Below are 15434 nucleotides of genomic sequence, written 5' to 3'. Positions count from 1 at the left end.
GCGTCCCCGTCTCACCACGTGGCCCGCGGCTGGCGGATGATCCTGCGCCGCAGCCGGACCCGGCGGCTGCCGTCGGGATGCAGCCTGAGGCGGTCCAACTCCCAGTGTCCGTACTCTGCGTGGTCTGTGAGCAGGCGCGTCGTGTCCTTGCGGCTGACGCCCCTGGGCACGTACACGTCGACAAATTCGTATTCCGGCATCGCATCTATTGTGCGGCCACCGGCCCGGTACGGATAGCGTCTGCACTATGTCTGATGCTGAGCAGCCCCCGGTTGCCGAGGTACGTGCCGCTGTCGAGGCGGTGAAGGCCGCGCTCGACCGTCACCTGGCCGCGGTCGAGAACCGCTCGGGCGAGGACGATCCCGCCGTCTACCAGGCGTTCAACGAGCTGGCCACCGCCGCGGAGACCTACGACGAACTGCTCTACGAGCGCTACGACGAGGTCACCCCCTTCGAGATCCCAGGGGCCGAGGACTCCTTGCCGCCCTACACCGGGCCCGATGACCCCAGCGCGCTCAGCGTGCTGATCCGCAGGGACTACACCGTCGCCCGCCCCGACCTCCTGCTCGGCCAGGCCGAACGCGTCGCCGATCTGCACCCGGAGTCCCCTGGCGCAGGACTGCACGCGGCGCTCGGCGTCCTCTTCGGCGAGTACGAGCCGGACGAGATCGCCTCACGGCACCGGGAGTTCGGCCTGGAGGAGGGCGACTCGACCCTGTGGGTCGCCGCCACCGACGACCCGCCCGAGCCGGGCGAGTGGCTCGACGCGCCCTTCGACGGCGCCGATCCGCAGTCGGTCATCTGCCGCTTCGACGTCAGCGCCGTCTTCGACGACGACCCCGAGGACGACGTACGACCCGCCCACCGCCCGGGCCTGCGCGGCCGCGGCGGCGAGGCGGAGGACGAGATCGACGAGGTCGAGGACGAGCTGCTCTGAGGGGCCGCTCCGGCGCGGGAAGCGGGGGTACGGGCACGAGGCGGTCGCCTCCCGGCTCCGTACCCCCCGGCGCCTGAAGCGGGCCCTCAGCCCTCCGCGGGCCTGCTCAGCAGCGTCGTGAGGCGGGTCAGGCGCGGGGCGGCGGGGCGCGTGGCCACCGCCTGCGCGAGGGCATCGCCGGTGCCCTGGACGACGGACAGGTGACGTTCGGCACGCCCGGCCGCCGTGTAGAACCACGTGCGGCTCAGGACGGGGACGGCGTCGCCGGGGACCACGACCACGACGGCGGCCCAGCGGTGCCCCACCGCCTGGTGCGCGGTGAGCGCCCAGGCGTGGCGCACCGTGCGCGCCGTGTCGGCGGGCGCGACGCGGACCGGGGCGCCCTCGCACTCCAGGCGCAGCCCCTCCTGATCCGCGCCGACGACCCGCCCGAGCGCCGTGCGCCCCGGCGTGGGCGACCACACGATCCGGTCCCCGGGATCGAAGCCGCCGAAGCGCCCGGGGCCCGGGTTGAGCCGCTCCTTGAGCGCCGCGTTGAGCACCCGCGTACCCGCGGCGCCGCCGTGCCCCGGCACGAGGACCTGGGTTTCGTCGGGGGCGACACCGAGGGCGCGCGGCACGGAGTCGGTGACGAGCTGCACCGTGCGGTGCACGGCCTCGCCTGGGTCGCGCACCGGGACCACCACGACCTCGTGCCCGCCCGTGCGCGGCACAGCGAACTCGCCGACGCCGAGCCCCGAGACGAACTCGCCGACCGGCCCCGGATCGGGCGTGCGCGAGACGACGTGCGGCGCGAAGCGCGCGGCGAGCAGGTCCCCGAAGACCCGCCCCGCACCCGCCGAACCGAGCACCCCGGGGTCCCCGCTCAGCACGAGCCGCGCCCCGTCGGGCACCGACTCGGCGAGCAGCGCGGCCTCCTCGACACCGAGCTGAGGGGCGTCGAGCACGACGAGCAGGTCGAGCGCGAAGCGCCCTTCCTCGTCGCGCGCGGGGCCCTGCCGCCCCGAGAGCAGGCCCGCGACGGTGAGCGCGGGCTCCTTCGCGCCGAGCAGCGCGGCGAGCGCGCGGCGGCCCTCGGCGGTGTGCGTCGCGGCGAAGGCGGCGAGGCCCAGGCCGCGCGCGGCCGCGACGAGCGCGGCGGCCTCGGCACGGGCGGCCTCACCTCCCGTGTGCAGGACGAGGGGGTGCGCGGCGGCGGCACGGATCAGCTCGGCCGCGCTGCCCCGGCCCGCCGCGTCGGCCGCGGGACCCCAGCCGTCCTGGGCGCCCGGATCGGCCGCGGCGATCCGGCCGAGCGCGTCCGCGAGGCTCTCCTCGGCGAGCGCGTACCGCTCCAGGCCGACGAGCACGGGAACCGGCGGCGCTTCCTCCTCCTCGCCCTCGGCGGGCGGGACACCGTCCTGGAAGAGCAGCGCGTCGCCCTCGGCGACCGCCTCCTGCACGGCCTCCTCGGCGTCGGGGACGCCGTGCTTGCCGAGCGCGGCGGCGAGTTCGCTCAGCTCGCGGACGGTGTGCCCGCGCAGCGCGGCCTCGTCCAGGAGCCGTACGGTCAGCGCCCGCCCGCGGCGTACGTCCCCCGGGCCCGCCTCGGCGCCGAGCAGGGCGCGCGCGAAGGCGTCGGCGTGCTCGGGCGTGACCCCTGTGAGCCGCAGCAGCTGCCAGGGATCGGACTCCAGCTCACTCGCGGCGCCCTCACCGAGCGCGCGCACGGCGGCGGGCGCGAGCGCCTCGGGCGCGCCCCCGCGCGCGAGCAGCGCGGCGACGGCGGAGAGCGCCGCGGGGTCAGGCGCCGAGGGGGCGGAGGGCACGGAGACCGGTTCGGCGGGGCGGGGCGGTGGGGGAGCGGTACGGCGGGGGGCGACGGGCGCCGCGGGCGCGTCGAAGGTCGCAGCGGGCCGCTCGCCCTGCTCGACCGCGCGGACGGCTGCGAGCAGTTCGGCGGCCTTCCCCGTGAGCTTCGTCCCCGCGGCGACGGGCTCCTCGCGCGCGGCCTTGCGCGCGGCGATCCGCGCCCGCTCGACCCGCTGCGCCGCCAGCTCCGCCTCGGCCTCGGAGAGCCGCGCGGCGCTCTCCCCCTCCGCTTCCTCCGCCCCCGCGGCGGCGGAAGCGGCCCCGTCCGCGGCGGGGGCGGAGACCTCGTCCTCCGCCGCGGGCGTCCCGGACTCGTCGGCGCCGGTCGCCTCCCCGGTGCCGGTCTCCTCCTGGGTACGGGGCGCGGCCGCGCCGGGCGCGTCCTCCTCCGTACCGGTGTTCCCGGCTGCCGGCTCCGTGCTCACAGCGTGCTCCAGTCCTGATCGGGATAGCGGTGCACGGGCGCGGACACGTCGTCCAGGGCCCGGCAGATCTCGTCAGGAAGACTAAGGCCCTCCACCGACAGCGCCTCGCTCAGCTGGCGCGCGGTGCGCGCCCCGACGAGCGGGGCGACGACCCCCGGGCGGTCGCGCACCCAGGCGAGCGCGACATGCAGCGGCGTCGCGGCGAGTCCCTCGGCCGCCGTGGCGACCGCCTCGACGACCGCCGACGCCGTCCCGTCGAGGTACGGGGCGATGAAACCGGCCATCGCCTCGTTCGCCCCGCGCGAACCCGCAGGGCTCGCCCCCTCGCGGTACTTGCCCGTGAGCACCCCGCGCCCCAGCGGTGACGAGGGCAGCAGCCCCACGCCGAGATCACGCGCGGCAGGCAGCACCTCGCGCTCGACGCCGCGCTGGAGCAGCGAGTACTCCATCTGCGTACTGGCGAGCCTGGTCCGCGTGCCCGCCCCGGCGAGCTGCCACGTCGCGGCCTTGGCGAGCTGCCAGCCGCTGAAGTTGGACACCCCCGCGTACCTGGCGCGCCCCGTGCTCACCGCGAGATCGAGTGCCTGAAGGGTCTCCTCCAGGGGCGTCACGGGGTCGAAGGCGTGCACCTGCCACAGGTCCACGTAGTCCGTGCCGAGGCGCCGCAGCGAGGCGTCGAGCGCGGCGAGCAGGTGGCCGCGCGAGGCGTTGAAGCGGCGGTCGGGGTCGGGGACGCTGCCCGCCTTCGTCGCGATCACGAGGTCACGGCGCGGCACGAGGGACTCGACGAGCTGCCCGAGCAGGTACTCGGCCTCGCCGTCCGCGTAGACATCCGCGGTGTCGACGAGCGTGCCGCCCGCCTCCCAGAAGACCTTGAGCGAGGCGGCCGCCTCGTGCTCGTCGGTGTCGCGGCCCCAGCCGAGGGTGCCGAGCCCGATCCGGGACACACGCAGGCCGGTGCGGCCGAGATGCCTCTGCTCCATGAACGCTGAGATTACGCGTCGGACGTCCGTTCGTGGGGTGGTGCGGGGCGAGGGTTTCGGCGGGGGCCCACGCGCGCGGGGGACGAAGCTCACTTCCTCGCACGTGTCGCTTCTCTGTCGCCCTGTACGGGGGAGCAGTAGAGTCCCCGCAGTAAACGTTACTGATCAGTAAGGGGAGTGCGCATGCGGCTCGGGATCAATCTCGGCTACTGGGGCGCGGGCATGGACGCGGACAATCTCGCGGTCGCGCAGGAGGCCGACCGGCTGGGATACGCGGTCTGCTGGGCCGCCGAGGCGTACGGCTCGGACGCTCCCACCGTCCTCGCCTACGTCGCGGCCAAGACCGAGCGCATCGACGTCGGTTCGGCGATCCTCCAGATCCCGGCCCGGCAGCCCGCGATGACCGCGATGACAGCGGCGACCCTCGACTCGCTCTCCGGCGGCCGCTTCCGGCTCGGCCTCGGCGTCTCGGGCCCGCAGGTCTCCGAGGGCTGGTACGGGGTCAAGTTCGACAAGCCGCTCGCCCGCACCCGCGAGTACGTGGAGATCGTGCGCCGCGCCATGAGCCGCGAGCGCCTGAGCTTCGAGGGCGAGCACTGGACGCTGCCGCTGCCCGGCGGCCCCGGCAAGCCGCTCAAGCTCACCGTGCACCCCGAGCGCCCGCACATCCCCCTCTACATCGCGGCGATCGGCCCGAAGAACCTGGAGCAGACCGGCGAGATCGCCGACGGCGCGCTCCTCATCTTCCCCGCGGCCGCGCACCTGGAGGAGACGGCGATCAAGCCGATCCGCGCGGGCCGCGAGAAGGCGGGCAAGACGATGGAGGGCTTCGACGTCGTGCCCACCGTGCCCCTCGCGATCGGCGACGACATCGAGGCGCTCGCCGACACCTTCCGCCCGTACACCGCGCTGTACGTGGGCGGCATGGGCAGCCGCAAGCAGAACTTCTACAACCGCCTCGCCCAGCGCATGGGGTACGAGAAGGAGGCGGCCGAGATCCAGGACAAGTACCTCGCGGGCGACAAGAACGGCGCCGCCGCGGCGGTCCCGCACAGCCTCATCGACTCCACGACCCTGCTCGGCTCCGTCGACCGCGTCGCCGACGGCATGCGCGCCTACGCGGCGGCCGGGGTCACGACCCTCACCCTCGCCCCCGCGGGCTTCACGCTCGACGAGCGCATCGCCGCGCTGCGCGCGGGCGCGCAGGCACTGGAGCGGGCCGGGGTGGCCTGAGCGCGGCCCGCGGGGGCCGCACGGACAAGGGGCGCGCGTCTCCCGTACGCGCGCCCCTTCGCGTACCGCCACCCGAACGGCCCACCCTCGCCGCCGCCCGCTTGCCGCACTCCGGGGCCGCGCCTTGACTCGTCGGGCGGGCACGTACGCGCCCCGATGTGGAGGTACGGAGATGCTTTCGGCCAGGAGTCTCTTCCAGGAGATCATCGACAACGACGAGACCTACCGGCTCTTCTGCTCGGTGGCTGCCAGCGGCGAGGCGCAGGGCGGCTGGGAGAACGGGCGGATCGCCGCCCTGCTCCCCGCGAGCATGGTGCATCTTGCCCCGAAGGTCGCCCGGCACGGCGCCGACGAGGACAAGCACGGGCGCATCTTCCACGGCCTCATGCGCCGCCGCGGCGTCGAGCCCGTCGACGTCCCGCCCGAGACCGACTACACGATGCTCCTCGAACGCGCGGGCATCGGCCTGCCGCACGCCAAGCTCAGCGCCGACGAGCCGCTGAGCGAGGAGGAGGTCATCACGTACCTCGCGCACAGCCGCGTCACCGAGCAGCGTGCGTCGGACCAGATGGACATGCTGCGCCGCCACTTCGCCGCGCACCCCGAGGTGGGCAACGCGGTGCGGATCATCTCGGCCGACGAGGACAACCACCTCGCCTACTGCCACGAGGAGTTGCTGCGCCTCGCGAGCGAGGGCCACGGCCGCACCATCCAGCGGGTCCTGCACGAGTGCGCCCGCGCGGAGAACCTCATCTACCGCGACGTGAGCCTCGCCGTCATGGACCACATCGGCCGCATCCTCGGCTGGTCCCGCCCCAAGGCCGCCGTCCTCGCCACCGCCATCCGCGGCGCCTACGCCTGGGAACGCGCGGTCGGCTGGCGCCGCATGGTGACCCTCACGATGCCCCAGCGCCGCGACGCCCTCGGCGGCCCTGCGACCCCGGAGCCCGAGTACGCCTGAGGCACCCGCCGCCGCACGACCCGCCCGCCCCGGAAGGGGGCGGGCGGTGTCGTTCAGAGCCAGCCGCGCCGCTTGAACTGTTTGTAGAGCACGACCTCAAGGACGATCATCAGGGCGATGACCGCCGGGTAGGACCACACCCAGTGCAGCTCCGGCATGTGGTCGAAGTTCATCCCGTAGATGCCCGCGATCATCGTCGGCACGGCCGCCATCGCCGCCCATGCCGAGATCTTGCGCATGTCGTCGTTCTGGCGCACGCCCATCTGCGCGAGGTGCGCGGAGAGGATGTCCGAGACGAGACGGTCCAGGCCCTCGACGGACTCGTTGACGCGGGTCAGGTGGTCGCTCACGTCGCGGAAGAAGGGCCGTACCGCGTCCTCCACGAAGGGCACGGCCGCGGAGAAGGGGCCGTTGCCGGCGAGCCGCAGCATCGGCATCGCGAGCGGGCCCGTGGCGCGCCGGAACTCCAGGATCTGCCGCTTGAAGTTGTAGATCCGCGAGGCCGTGCTCGCCCCCGTGCCCGAACCGGAGCCGCCGGGCGAGAAGACCGCGGTCTCCAGCTCCTCCAGGTCGTTCTGCAACTCGTCGGCGACCACCAGGTAGTGGTCCACGACCTCGTCGGCGATCGAGTAGAGCACCGAGGTCGGCCCGTGCCGCAGCATCTCGGGCTTCTCCTCCAGGCGCTTGCGCAGCTCCGCTATCGGCGTCCCGTCCCCGTGCCGCACGGTGACCACGAAGGAGTCGCCGAGGAAGAGCATCAGCTCGCCCGAGGAGACCATGTCGCTTTCGGCCGCGTACCGCACGGGCTTGAGGACGACGAAGAGCGAGTCGTCGTAGACCTCCAGCTTCGGGCGCTGGTGCGCCTTGAGCGCGTCCTCGACGGCGAGCGGGTGCAGCTTGAACTCGTCCGTGACGCGCGTGAACTCCTCCTCGCTCGGCTCGTGCAGGCCGATCCACACGAAGGCGTCGCCGGCGGCACGGGCGGCGTCGAGCGCGTCGGAGAAGTCGCTGGGGCCGTCCGTGCGGTGGCCGTTCCGGTAGATGCCGCAGTCCACGATCACCACCCCATAGTGCCCTGCCCCCCGGGGGCGTACGTGGCCGGTGGGCGTACGCGCGAAGGCTCGCGGGTGCTGCCGGTGACCCGATTCCCGCTCCACGTAAGGTGGAACGCATGACCACCCTCATCCTCGTGCGCCACGGACGGTCGACCGCCAACACCGAAGGGGTGCTTGCCGGGTGGATGCCCGGCGTCGCCCTCGACGAAAAGGGGCGGGAGCAGGCCGCGGCGCTGCCGGGGCGGCTTGAGGGGCTGCCGCTCGTGGCCGCCGTGTCGAGCCCGCTCCAGCGGTGCGAGGAGACGCTCGCGCCGCTGCTCGCCGCGCGTCCCGGGCTGCCGCTGCACTCCGAGGAGCGGATCGGGGAGTGCCACTACGGGGACTGGACGGGCCGCAAGCTCAAGGAACTGAGCGGCGAGCCGCTCATGGACGTGGTCCAGAACCACCCCTCCGCCGCCGCCTTCCCCGGCGGCGAGTCGATGCGCGCGATGGCCGCCCGCTCCGCCGAGGCGGTACGGGAGTGGAACGCGCGCCTCACCGAGGAGCACGGCGAGCAGGCGATGTACGTCATGTGCTCGCACGGCGACATCATCAAGTCCCTCGTCGCCGACGCGCTCGGCCTGCACCTCGACCAGTTCCAGCGCGTTCACGTCGACCCCTGCTCCGTGACCGTCATCCACTACACGCGGTTGCGCCCCTTCCTCGTCCGCCTCGGTGACACCGGTGACCTGGCGGGACTCAGGCCCCGCGCCGAGGGCGGGGAGCAGGGGCAGGCCACGGTCGGCGGCGGCGCGGGGGCGGCCTGATCGTCACCGGCAGTAGGCTGTTCGGTACCCGTGGCCCCGTGGGCCCCGCGATCCCGACGTTCGATCCCAAGGAGAGTCAAGGACGTGTCCCGTCAGGTGTTCCTCTACGACCCGCCGGAGCGCTTCGTGGCCGGTACGGTCGGGCTCCCCGGGCGCCGTACCTTCTTCCTCCAGGCTTCGGCCGGTGGCCGGGTCACCAGCGTCGCCCTGGAGAAGACCCAGGTCGCGGCGCTCGCCGAGCGCATGGACGAGCTGCTGGACGAGGTGGTGCGGCGCAGCGGCGGCAATGCCGCCGTCCCGGCCGTCGCGCCCACCGAAGTCGCCGATTCCGCCCCTCTCGACACCCCCGTCGAGGAGGAGTTCCGGGTCGGCACGATGGCGCTCGCCTGGGACGGCGACGCCGAGCGCATGATCGTCGAGGCCCAGGCCCTCGTGGAACTCGACGCCGAATCCGAGGACGAACTCGCCGCCGCCGAGGAACAACTCCTCCAGGACGACGAGAACGGTCCGCCCATGCTGCGGGTCAGGCTCAGCGGCTCCCAGGCCAGGGCCTTCGCCAAGCGCGCACTCGACGTCGTCAACGCCGGCCGCCCGCTGTGCCCGCTGTGCAACCTGCCGCTCGACCTCGAAGGACACGTGTGCCCGCGACAGAACGGATACCGCAGGTCGGCGTGAGCGAGCCCACCGAAGCCGAAGCCCTGGACGCCGCCACCGTCCGCGAGATCCTCACCCGGGGCGAGCTGACCGTACGCGGGCAGATCACCCGCGCGTCCAACGCCGTCCTGCTCTGCGACGCCGTGCTCGACGGGCGGCGCCTCGCCTGTGTGCACAAGCCCGTCGCGGGGGAGCGGCCCCTGTGGGACTTCCCCGACGGCAACCTCGCCCGCCGCGAGGTCGCCGCGTACGCCGTGTGCGAGGCGATGGGCTGGGACTTCGTACCGCCCACCGTGCTCCGTGAGGGGCCGTGGGGCGAGGCGATGACACAGCTGTGGATCGAGACGGCCGACGACGGAGGCGGGCTCCTCGCCCTCCAGGACGCCGAGGAGCCCGAGGAGGGCTGGAAGGCGATCGGCCTGGCCGAGGTCGAGGAGGACCGCACCGCCCTCCTCGTCCACCGCGACGATCCCCGCCTGCGCCTCCTGTCCGTGCTCGACGCCGTCATCAACAACGCCGACCGCAAGGGCGGCCACCTCCTCGCGACCCCCGGGGGCCGCCTCCACGCCATCGACCACGGCGTCACCTTCCACACGGACAACAAGCTGCGGACCCTCCTGTGGGGCTGGGCGGGCGAGCCGCTGCCGCAGGAGTCGCTGGCGGCCCTGGCGCTCCTGACCGGGGCCCTGGAAGGCCCCTTGGGCGAGCTGCTGGCCCCCCTCCTCACGGAGGCGGAGATCACGGCCCTGGGCGCCCGCGTCGCGAGCCTGCGCGAGACGGGCGTCCACCCGGAGCCGAGCGAGGAGTGGCCGGCGATCCCGTGGCCGCCGGTGTAGGACCACCCGGGCCCTGGCCCACCGGTTCCGGCCCGTCGGGCGCTGGAGGACCCCGCCGCAGGCACCGGACCACCCCGGATGGGGTGAACCCGGCCACCGGGCCCACCCCCGGCCGGTTAACCTCGACATATGCATTCCTGGCCCGCTTCCGAGGTCCCCGCTCTTCCCGGCGAGGGCCGAGACCTCCGAATACACGACACAGCGACCGACGGTCCCGTGACGCTCACCCCTGGCGAGGTGGCCCGTATCTACGTCTGCGGGATCACCCCGTACGACGCGACACACATGGGACACGCGGCCACGTACAACGCCTTCGACCTCGTTCAGCGGGTCTGGCTCGACTCCGGGCGCCAGGTGCACTACGTGCAGAACGTCACCGACGTCGACGACCCGCTCCTGGAGCGTGCCGTGCGCGACGGCGAGGACTGGACCGGGCTCGCCGAGCGCGAGACCGCCCTGTTCCGCGAGGACATGACCGCCTTGCGGATGCTGCCCCCGCGCCACTACATCGGCGCCGTCGAGGCGATCCCCGGGATCGTCCCGCTCGTCGAGCGGCTGCGCGAGAGGGGAGCGGCGTACGAACTGGAGGGCGACATCTACTTCTCGGTCGCCTCCGACAGCCACTTCGGCGAGGTCTCGAACCTTGATGCCGAGGCGATGCGGCTGCTGTCCGCCGAGCGCGGCGGCGACCCGGAGCGTCCCGGCAAGAAGAACCCACTGGACCCGATGCTGTGGATGGCCGCCCGCGAGGGCGAGCCGAGCTGGGACGGCGGCAGCCTCGGCCGCGGCCGCCCCGGCTGGCACATCGAGTGCGTCGCCATCGCCCTCGACCACCTCGGCATGGGCTTCGACGTGCAGGGCGGCGGCTCCGACCTCGCCTTCCCGCACCACGAGATGGGCGCCTCGCACGCCCAGGTCCTCACCGGGGAGCACCCCTTCGCGCGCTCCTACGTGCACGCGGGGATGGTCGGTCTCGACGGCGAGAAGATGTCGAAGTCCAAGGGCAACCTGGTCTTCGTCTCGCAGCTCCGCAAGGACGGCGTCGACCCGGCCGCCATCCGCCTCGCCCTGCTCGCGCACCACTACCGCGCGGACTGGGAGTGGACGGCCGAGGGCCTCCAGGAGGCCGTGGACCGGCTCGCCCGCTGGCGTGCCGCCGTCTCGCGGCCCGACGGCCCCTCGGCGGAGGCGCTCGTCGAAGAGGTACGGGACGCGCTCGCCGACGATCTCGACTCGGCCCGCGCCCTGCGCGCCATCGACCGCTGGGCCGCACGCCAGCAGGAGACCGGCGGCGAGGACACGGGAGCGCCCGGGCTCGTCTCGCGCACGGCCGACGCCCTCCTCGGCGTCGCCCTGTGACCCGTACGGACTAGCGGGAGCCCGCATAACAGGGCGGAGGGGCGAGGCGCCGACCGGCACCTCGCCCCTCCGCCGTACGTACGGCCCCCCTGCGCGGGGCGGACTCAGTCCTCCCCTGATCCGTCCTCGTCGTCCGGGCGCTTCCGCTTCTTCTCCTCGGAGGACTCGGGCTCGGACTCGGCCGGGGACTCGGGCTCGGCCGGGGGCTCGGACTCGGCTTCGGGCCGCGCCGATTCCGGCTCCGCGGACTCCTCCGGCTTCTCGTCCGGCTTCTCCTCCGGTTTGGGTTCCCTCGGCTCCTCGGCCCGCGCCGGTCGCGTGGACCGCGCCCGCTCGCCGCCGGGACCCGTGTCCCGCCCGAAACCGCCCTGGGCGGGTCCCGCACCCGGCTCCCTGCGCCGCAGGTACCGCTCGAACTCCCGCGCGATCGCCTCGCCGCTCGCCTCGGGAAGCTCCGCGGTGTCCCGCGCCTCCTCGAGCGACTGCACGTACTCGGCGACCTCGCTGTCCTCGGCCGCGAGCTGATCGACGCCGAGCTGCCAGGCCCGCGCGTCCTCGACCAGCTCGCCGAGCGGGATGCGCAGGTCGAGCAGGTCCTCCAGACGGTTGAGGAGGGCGAGCGTCGCCTTCGGGTTCGGCGGCTGCGAGACGTAGTGCGGCACGGCGGCCCACAGGCTCACCGCGGGGACCCCGGCGTGGGTGCACGCCTCCTGGAGGATGCCGACGATGCCCGTGGGGCCCTCGTACTTCGACTCCTCCAGGTCCATCGTGCGCGCCAGATCGGGATCGGACGTGACCCCGCTCACCGGGACGGGACGCGTGTGCGGCGTGTCGCCCAGGAGGGCGCCGAGCACGACGACCATCTCGACGCCCAGCTCGTGCGCGAAGCCGAGCAGTTCGTTGCAGAAGGAGCGCCAGCGCATCGAGGGCTCGATGCCGCGCACGAGGACGAGGTCGCGCGGGCGTTCACCGGTGATCCGGACGACGGAGAGCCTGGTGGTGGGCCAGGTGATCTTCCGGGTGCCGTCCTCCATGAAGACGGTGGGCCGGTTGACCTGGAAGTCGTAGTAGTCCTCGGCGTCGAGCGCGGCGAAGACCTCGCCCTTCCACTCCTGCTCCAAGTGCGCGACCGCGGTGGAGGCGGCGTCACCTGCGTCGTTCCAGCCCTCGAACGCGGCCACCATGATGGGGTCGATCAGCTCGGGGACCCCTTCGAGCTCGATCACCCACCGCCTCCTTCGGACGTGTTCCCAGACATACGCCCCACCTTACGGCGTGGGCGGGAGACCACCGCAGTCCCCACCTCCGCAGTCGCCTGCGAGGAGAACGCCCGATCACTGCCCCGCAGGCCCCGGCTTACTCCTCCGCGCCTGCCCCGTCCTCCTCCCACAGCGTGCTCGGCGCCTCGCGGCGCACGACGGGGAGCACCTCCTCGGCGAAGCGCTGCAACAGCTCCAGCTGCTCGCCGCGTGCGAGCCCGTAGCCGTCGACGCTGATCGACTGGAGGTCGTGGCGGTACGAGGCGTGGAAGCCGAGCAGCTTGTCGATGACCTGCTGCGGCGAGCCGATGAGCTGGGGTCCTTCCGCGATGGCCTCCTCGATCGTGGCGAAGGGCGTGTTGTACCCGGCCCTGCCCGCGAGGTGCGGCTTGAAGTTCTGCCGTACGGACGCCTCGTACAGCTCCCGGTAGCGGCGTATCGCCTCCCCGGCCGTGTTCGCGAGGAGCAGCCCGCCGGAACCGGCGGCGACGCGGGCCTTCGCCGGGTCGTGCCCGTGGGAGGCGAACCGCTCGCGGTAGTGATCGACGAGACGTACGTACGCCTCGCGCGGCTGGATCGCGTTGGCGGTGAAGAGCGGGTCGCCGTGGCGCGCGGCCAGTTCGGTGGAGTGCAGGCTCGTCGCCGAGCCGTGCCAGACCGTCGGCGGCCCGGCGAAGGGGCGGGGCACGGTCGTGACGTTCTTGAGCGGCGGCCTGAACTCCCCTTCCCAGTCGACGCCCTCCTCGCGCCACAGCCGGCGCAGCAGCTCGTACTTCTCCGCCTGGAGGTCCCACTGGCGTTCCTCGTCGAGGCCGTAGAGCGAGAAGTGCCCGGCCTCCGCGCCCTTGCCGATGACGAGTTCGAGGCGCCCGGCGGCGAGCTGGTCGAGCGTCGCGTAGTCCTCGGCGACGCGCACCGGGTCGAGGATCGCGAGCACCGTCACACCGGTGAGCAGCTTGATCCGCTTCGTACGGGCGGCGATCGCGCCGAGCACGACGGTGGGCGAGGAGGAGAGGAAGGCCCCCGCGTGCCGCTCGCCGACGGCGAAGGCGTCGAAGCCGAGCGCCTCGGCGGCCTCGGCGAGCGCGAGCACGTCCGTGAACCTTTCGGCGGCCGGACGCAACGAAGCGGTGAGGGGGTGGGGCGCGTGCTGGATGAGGCTGAGCACCTGAAACTTCATGACGACCACTGTGCGCGGCGAGTGTTGCGGCACTGTGGCGGCGGTACGAAGGCGGGAGGGGTACGGATGGAGGAGCGGGACGGGTACGAGGCCGGAGCGGCGGTACGGAGCGGGGAGTGGGTACGGGAGCGGGGCGGCCGCTTGTCCGCGTACCGCCCCGCCCCCTCCCGTACCGCTCCCCGAAGGGCCTCAGCCCTTGCGCTCCGCGAGGACCTTCGCGACCCGCTCGCGCAGCGCGTCGTCCGCGAGCCCGCGGATCGTCAGCGTCGTTCGGCGGCGCAGCACGTCGTCCGGGGTCTCGGCCCACTCCTGGTCGCGGGCCCATACGACCTGCGCCCAGATCTCCGGGGCCTCCGGATGGATGCGCTCGCCCAGCTCGGGGTGCTCGTTGGCGAGGCGCGCGATGTCGAAGGCGAGGGAGCCGTAGTGCGTCGCGAGGTGCTGGGCGGTGTCCGCGGCCATCTCGGTGCCCGCGCCCTGGTGGTCGACGAGCAGCCGGTGCTTGACGGCGAGCGGGTTGGCGACACCAGGCAGCGGCATCTTCGACGGCAGCTCGGAGATGGGCTCCATGTCGTCCCCGAGCGGGTGCCCGGGGAGCGAAGCGAGCTTGTTCATGACCGTGCGGCCGATGTGCCGGAAGGTCGTCCACTTGCCGCCCGCGACGGAGAGCATCCCGCCCTTGCCCTCGGTCACGACCGTCTCGCGCTTCGCCTTCGATGTGTCGCCGGGACCGCCGGGGAGCACGCGCAGTCCCGCGAAGGAGTACGTGATGAGCGAGCGGTCGAGCTGCTGGTCCCGTACCGAGAAGGCGGCCTCGTCCAGGATCTGCGTGATGTCCTTGTCGTTGACCGCGACATCGGCCGGGTCGCCCTCGTACTCCTCGTCGGTCGTGCCGAGCAGGAGCATGTCCTCCCAGGGGAGGGCGAAGGTGATGCGGTACTTGTCGATCGGCGTGGCGAGCGCGGCGTTCCACGGCGAGGTGCGCTTGAGGACGAGGTGAGCGCCCTTGGAGAGCCGCACCGAGGGGGCGGCGTTCGGGTCCTCCATCCGGCGCAGGTGGTCCACCCACGGGCCTGTCGCGTTGAGGACGAGGCGCGCGTTGACGCCGAACTCGGTGCCGTCGGTGCCGTCGCGCAGCTCGGCACCGGTGACGCGCCCGTTGGTGAAGCGCAGTCCGGTGACGGCCGCGTGGTTGAGGACGACGGCCCCGGCCTCGACGGCCGCGCGGACGGTCATGACGGCCATGCGCGCGTCGTTCATCTGGTCGTCGCCGTAGACCGCGACGGCCTTCAGGTTCTCCGTGCGCAGCTCGGGCACGTCGCGCTGGGCGCGCGCGGGCGAGAGCAGGTGGCCGACGCCGTCGCCGAAGGCGGAGAGCGCCGAGTAGGCGAAGACACCCGCGCCGAGCTTCGCCGCGCCGTGCGGGCCCCCCTTGTAGACGGGCAGGTAGAAGGTGAGCGGATTGGCGAGGTGCGGAGCGACCTGCCGCGAGACCGCCCGCCGCTCGAAGTGGTTCTCCGCGACGAGCTTGACCGCCCCCGTCTGGAGGTAGCGCAGCCCGCCGTGGAGCAGCTTCGAGGAGGCCGAGGAGGTCGCGCCCGCGAAGTCGCCGCCCTCGACGAGCGCGACGCGCAGCCCGGACTGGGCGGCGTGCCAGGCGGTGGAGATGCCCAGGATGCCGCCGCCGATCACCAGGAGGTCGTAGCTCGCGCGGGCGAGCTGTTCACGGGTCTCGGCGCGGCTCGGACCTGTTCCCGTGGCCGGGTGGGTCCCGAGGCTCGGCAGGTGCTGGACGGTGGTCATGTCGTGCTCCTCGTCATGCGTTCCGGAGGTGGTCGCGGGGCCCGCCTTCTGGGCGGGGCACCCGCGGCGCCCTCCGGTGATCCGGGTCGGTC

General features: G+C 73.4%; 14 protein-coding genes. 7 read left to right on the top strand and 7 right to left on the bottom strand.

Features of this window, described 5'->3' with window-relative positions; genetic code table 11:
• Positions 1–11: 11 nt before the first annotated feature.
• The gene (locus tag ACQYWQ_RS04340; protein ID WP_009063724.1) at positions 12–200 is read right to left on the bottom strand and encodes a DUF5703 family protein; all 189 of its coding nucleotides are present in this window, start codon (positions 198–200) and stop codon (positions 12–14) included.
• A gap of 47 nt (positions 201–247) precedes the next feature.
• On the opposite strand from ACQYWQ_RS04340, the gene ACQYWQ_RS04335 reads away from it, so the two are divergent.
• Entirely contained in the window at positions 248–937 is a 690-nt protein-coding gene (locus tag ACQYWQ_RS04335; protein ID WP_431032544.1) for a hypothetical protein, read from the top strand.
• An 86-nt stretch (positions 938–1023) separates the two neighbouring features.
• Here the strand turns inward: ACQYWQ_RS04335 and ACQYWQ_RS04330 are convergent, their stop codons facing one another.
• A complete protein-coding gene (locus tag ACQYWQ_RS04330; protein WP_431032543.1) occupies positions 1024–3213 on the bottom strand; it encodes a helix-hairpin-helix domain-containing protein in 2190 nt (729 codons plus the stop codon).
• Entirely contained in the window at positions 3210–4196 is a 987-nt protein-coding gene (locus tag ACQYWQ_RS04325; RefSeq protein WP_431032542.1) for an aldo/keto reductase, read from the bottom strand. The genes ACQYWQ_RS04330 and ACQYWQ_RS04325 overlap by 4 nt, the downstream gene beginning before the upstream one ends.
• Positions 4197–4379: 183 nt before the next feature.
• On the opposite strand from ACQYWQ_RS04325, the gene ACQYWQ_RS04320 reads away from it, so the two are divergent.
• Together ACQYWQ_RS04320 and ACQYWQ_RS04315 are read left to right on the top strand one after the other, a co-directional pair.
• Positions 4380–5429 carry an LLM class F420-dependent oxidoreductase gene (locus ACQYWQ_RS04320; RefSeq protein ID WP_431032541.1) on the top strand — a complete coding sequence of 350 codons (1050 nt, stop codon included), beginning with the start codon at positions 4380–4382 and terminating at the stop codon, positions 5427–5429.
• A 172-nt stretch (positions 5430–5601) separates the two neighbouring features.
• Entirely contained in the window at positions 5602–6390 is a 789-nt protein-coding gene (locus tag ACQYWQ_RS04315; protein ID WP_431032540.1) for a ferritin-like domain-containing protein, read from the top strand.
• Positions 6391–6443: 53 nt separating this feature from the next.
• Here ACQYWQ_RS04315 and corA read toward each other — a convergent pair whose 3' ends face one another.
• Positions 6444–7451 (bottom strand): magnesium/cobalt transporter CorA, encoded by a 1008-nt coding sequence (corA, locus tag ACQYWQ_RS04310; RefSeq protein ID WP_431032539.1) that lies wholly within the window; start codon positions 7449–7451, stop codon positions 6444–6446.
• Between the two features lie 110 nt (positions 7452–7561).
• Between corA and ACQYWQ_RS04305 the strand changes: the two genes are divergently transcribed.
• The 4 genes from ACQYWQ_RS04305 (at position 7562) to mshC (ending at position 11100) form a co-directional block, all read left to right on the top strand.
• The gene (locus tag ACQYWQ_RS04305) at positions 7562–8251 is read left to right on the top strand and encodes a histidine phosphatase family protein (RefSeq protein WP_431032538.1); all 690 of its coding nucleotides are present in this window, start codon (positions 7562–7564) and stop codon (positions 8249–8251) included.
• An 84-nt stretch (positions 8252–8335) separates the two neighbouring features.
• On the top strand, positions 8336–8926 hold the full coding sequence (locus tag ACQYWQ_RS04300; protein ID WP_431032537.1) for a DUF3090 domain-containing protein: 591 nt from the start codon (positions 8336–8338) through the stop codon (positions 8924–8926).
• Positions 8890–9741, top strand: coding sequence for an SCO1664 family protein (locus ACQYWQ_RS04295; RefSeq protein ID WP_431032536.1), 852 nt, complete (start codon positions 8890–8892; stop codon positions 9739–9741). Before ACQYWQ_RS04300 ends, ACQYWQ_RS04295 begins: the two co-directional genes overlap by 37 nt.
• A 129-nt stretch (positions 9742–9870) precedes the next feature.
• Positions 9871–11100 carry a cysteine--1-D-myo-inosityl 2-amino-2-deoxy-alpha-D-glucopyranoside ligase gene (gene mshC / locus ACQYWQ_RS04290; protein WP_431032535.1) on the top strand — a complete coding sequence of 410 codons (1230 nt, stop codon included), beginning with the start codon at positions 9871–9873 and terminating at the stop codon, positions 11098–11100.
• Positions 11101–11204: 104 nt separating this feature from the next.
• On the opposite strand, the gene ACQYWQ_RS04285 is transcribed toward mshC, so the two are convergent.
• The 3 genes from ACQYWQ_RS04285 to ACQYWQ_RS04275 form a co-directional block, all read right to left on the bottom strand.
• Positions 11205–12326 carry a PAC2 family protein gene (locus ACQYWQ_RS04285; RefSeq protein WP_431032534.1) on the bottom strand — a complete coding sequence of 374 codons (1122 nt, stop codon included), beginning with the start codon at positions 12324–12326 and terminating at the stop codon, positions 11205–11207.
• Between the two features lie 130 nt (positions 12327–12456).
• Complete coding sequence (locus ACQYWQ_RS04280; RefSeq protein ID WP_431032533.1) at positions 12457–13539, bottom strand: LLM class flavin-dependent oxidoreductase; 1083 nt, start codon at positions 13537–13539, stop codon at positions 12457–12459.
• Positions 13540–13728: 189 nt separating this feature from the next.
• Positions 13729–15342: an FAD-dependent oxidoreductase gene (locus ACQYWQ_RS04275; RefSeq protein WP_431032532.1), complete on the bottom strand. Its 1614-nt coding sequence runs from the start codon at positions 15340–15342 to the stop codon at positions 13729–13731.
• Positions 15343–15434: the final 92 nt, after the last annotated feature.

The organism is Streptomyces sp. P6-2-1 (genome assembly GCF_050613165.1).
GTDB lineage: Bacteria > Actinomycetota > Actinomycetes > Streptomycetales > Streptomycetaceae > Streptomyces.
This window is presented reverse-complemented; position numbering and strand designations above follow the sequence as displayed.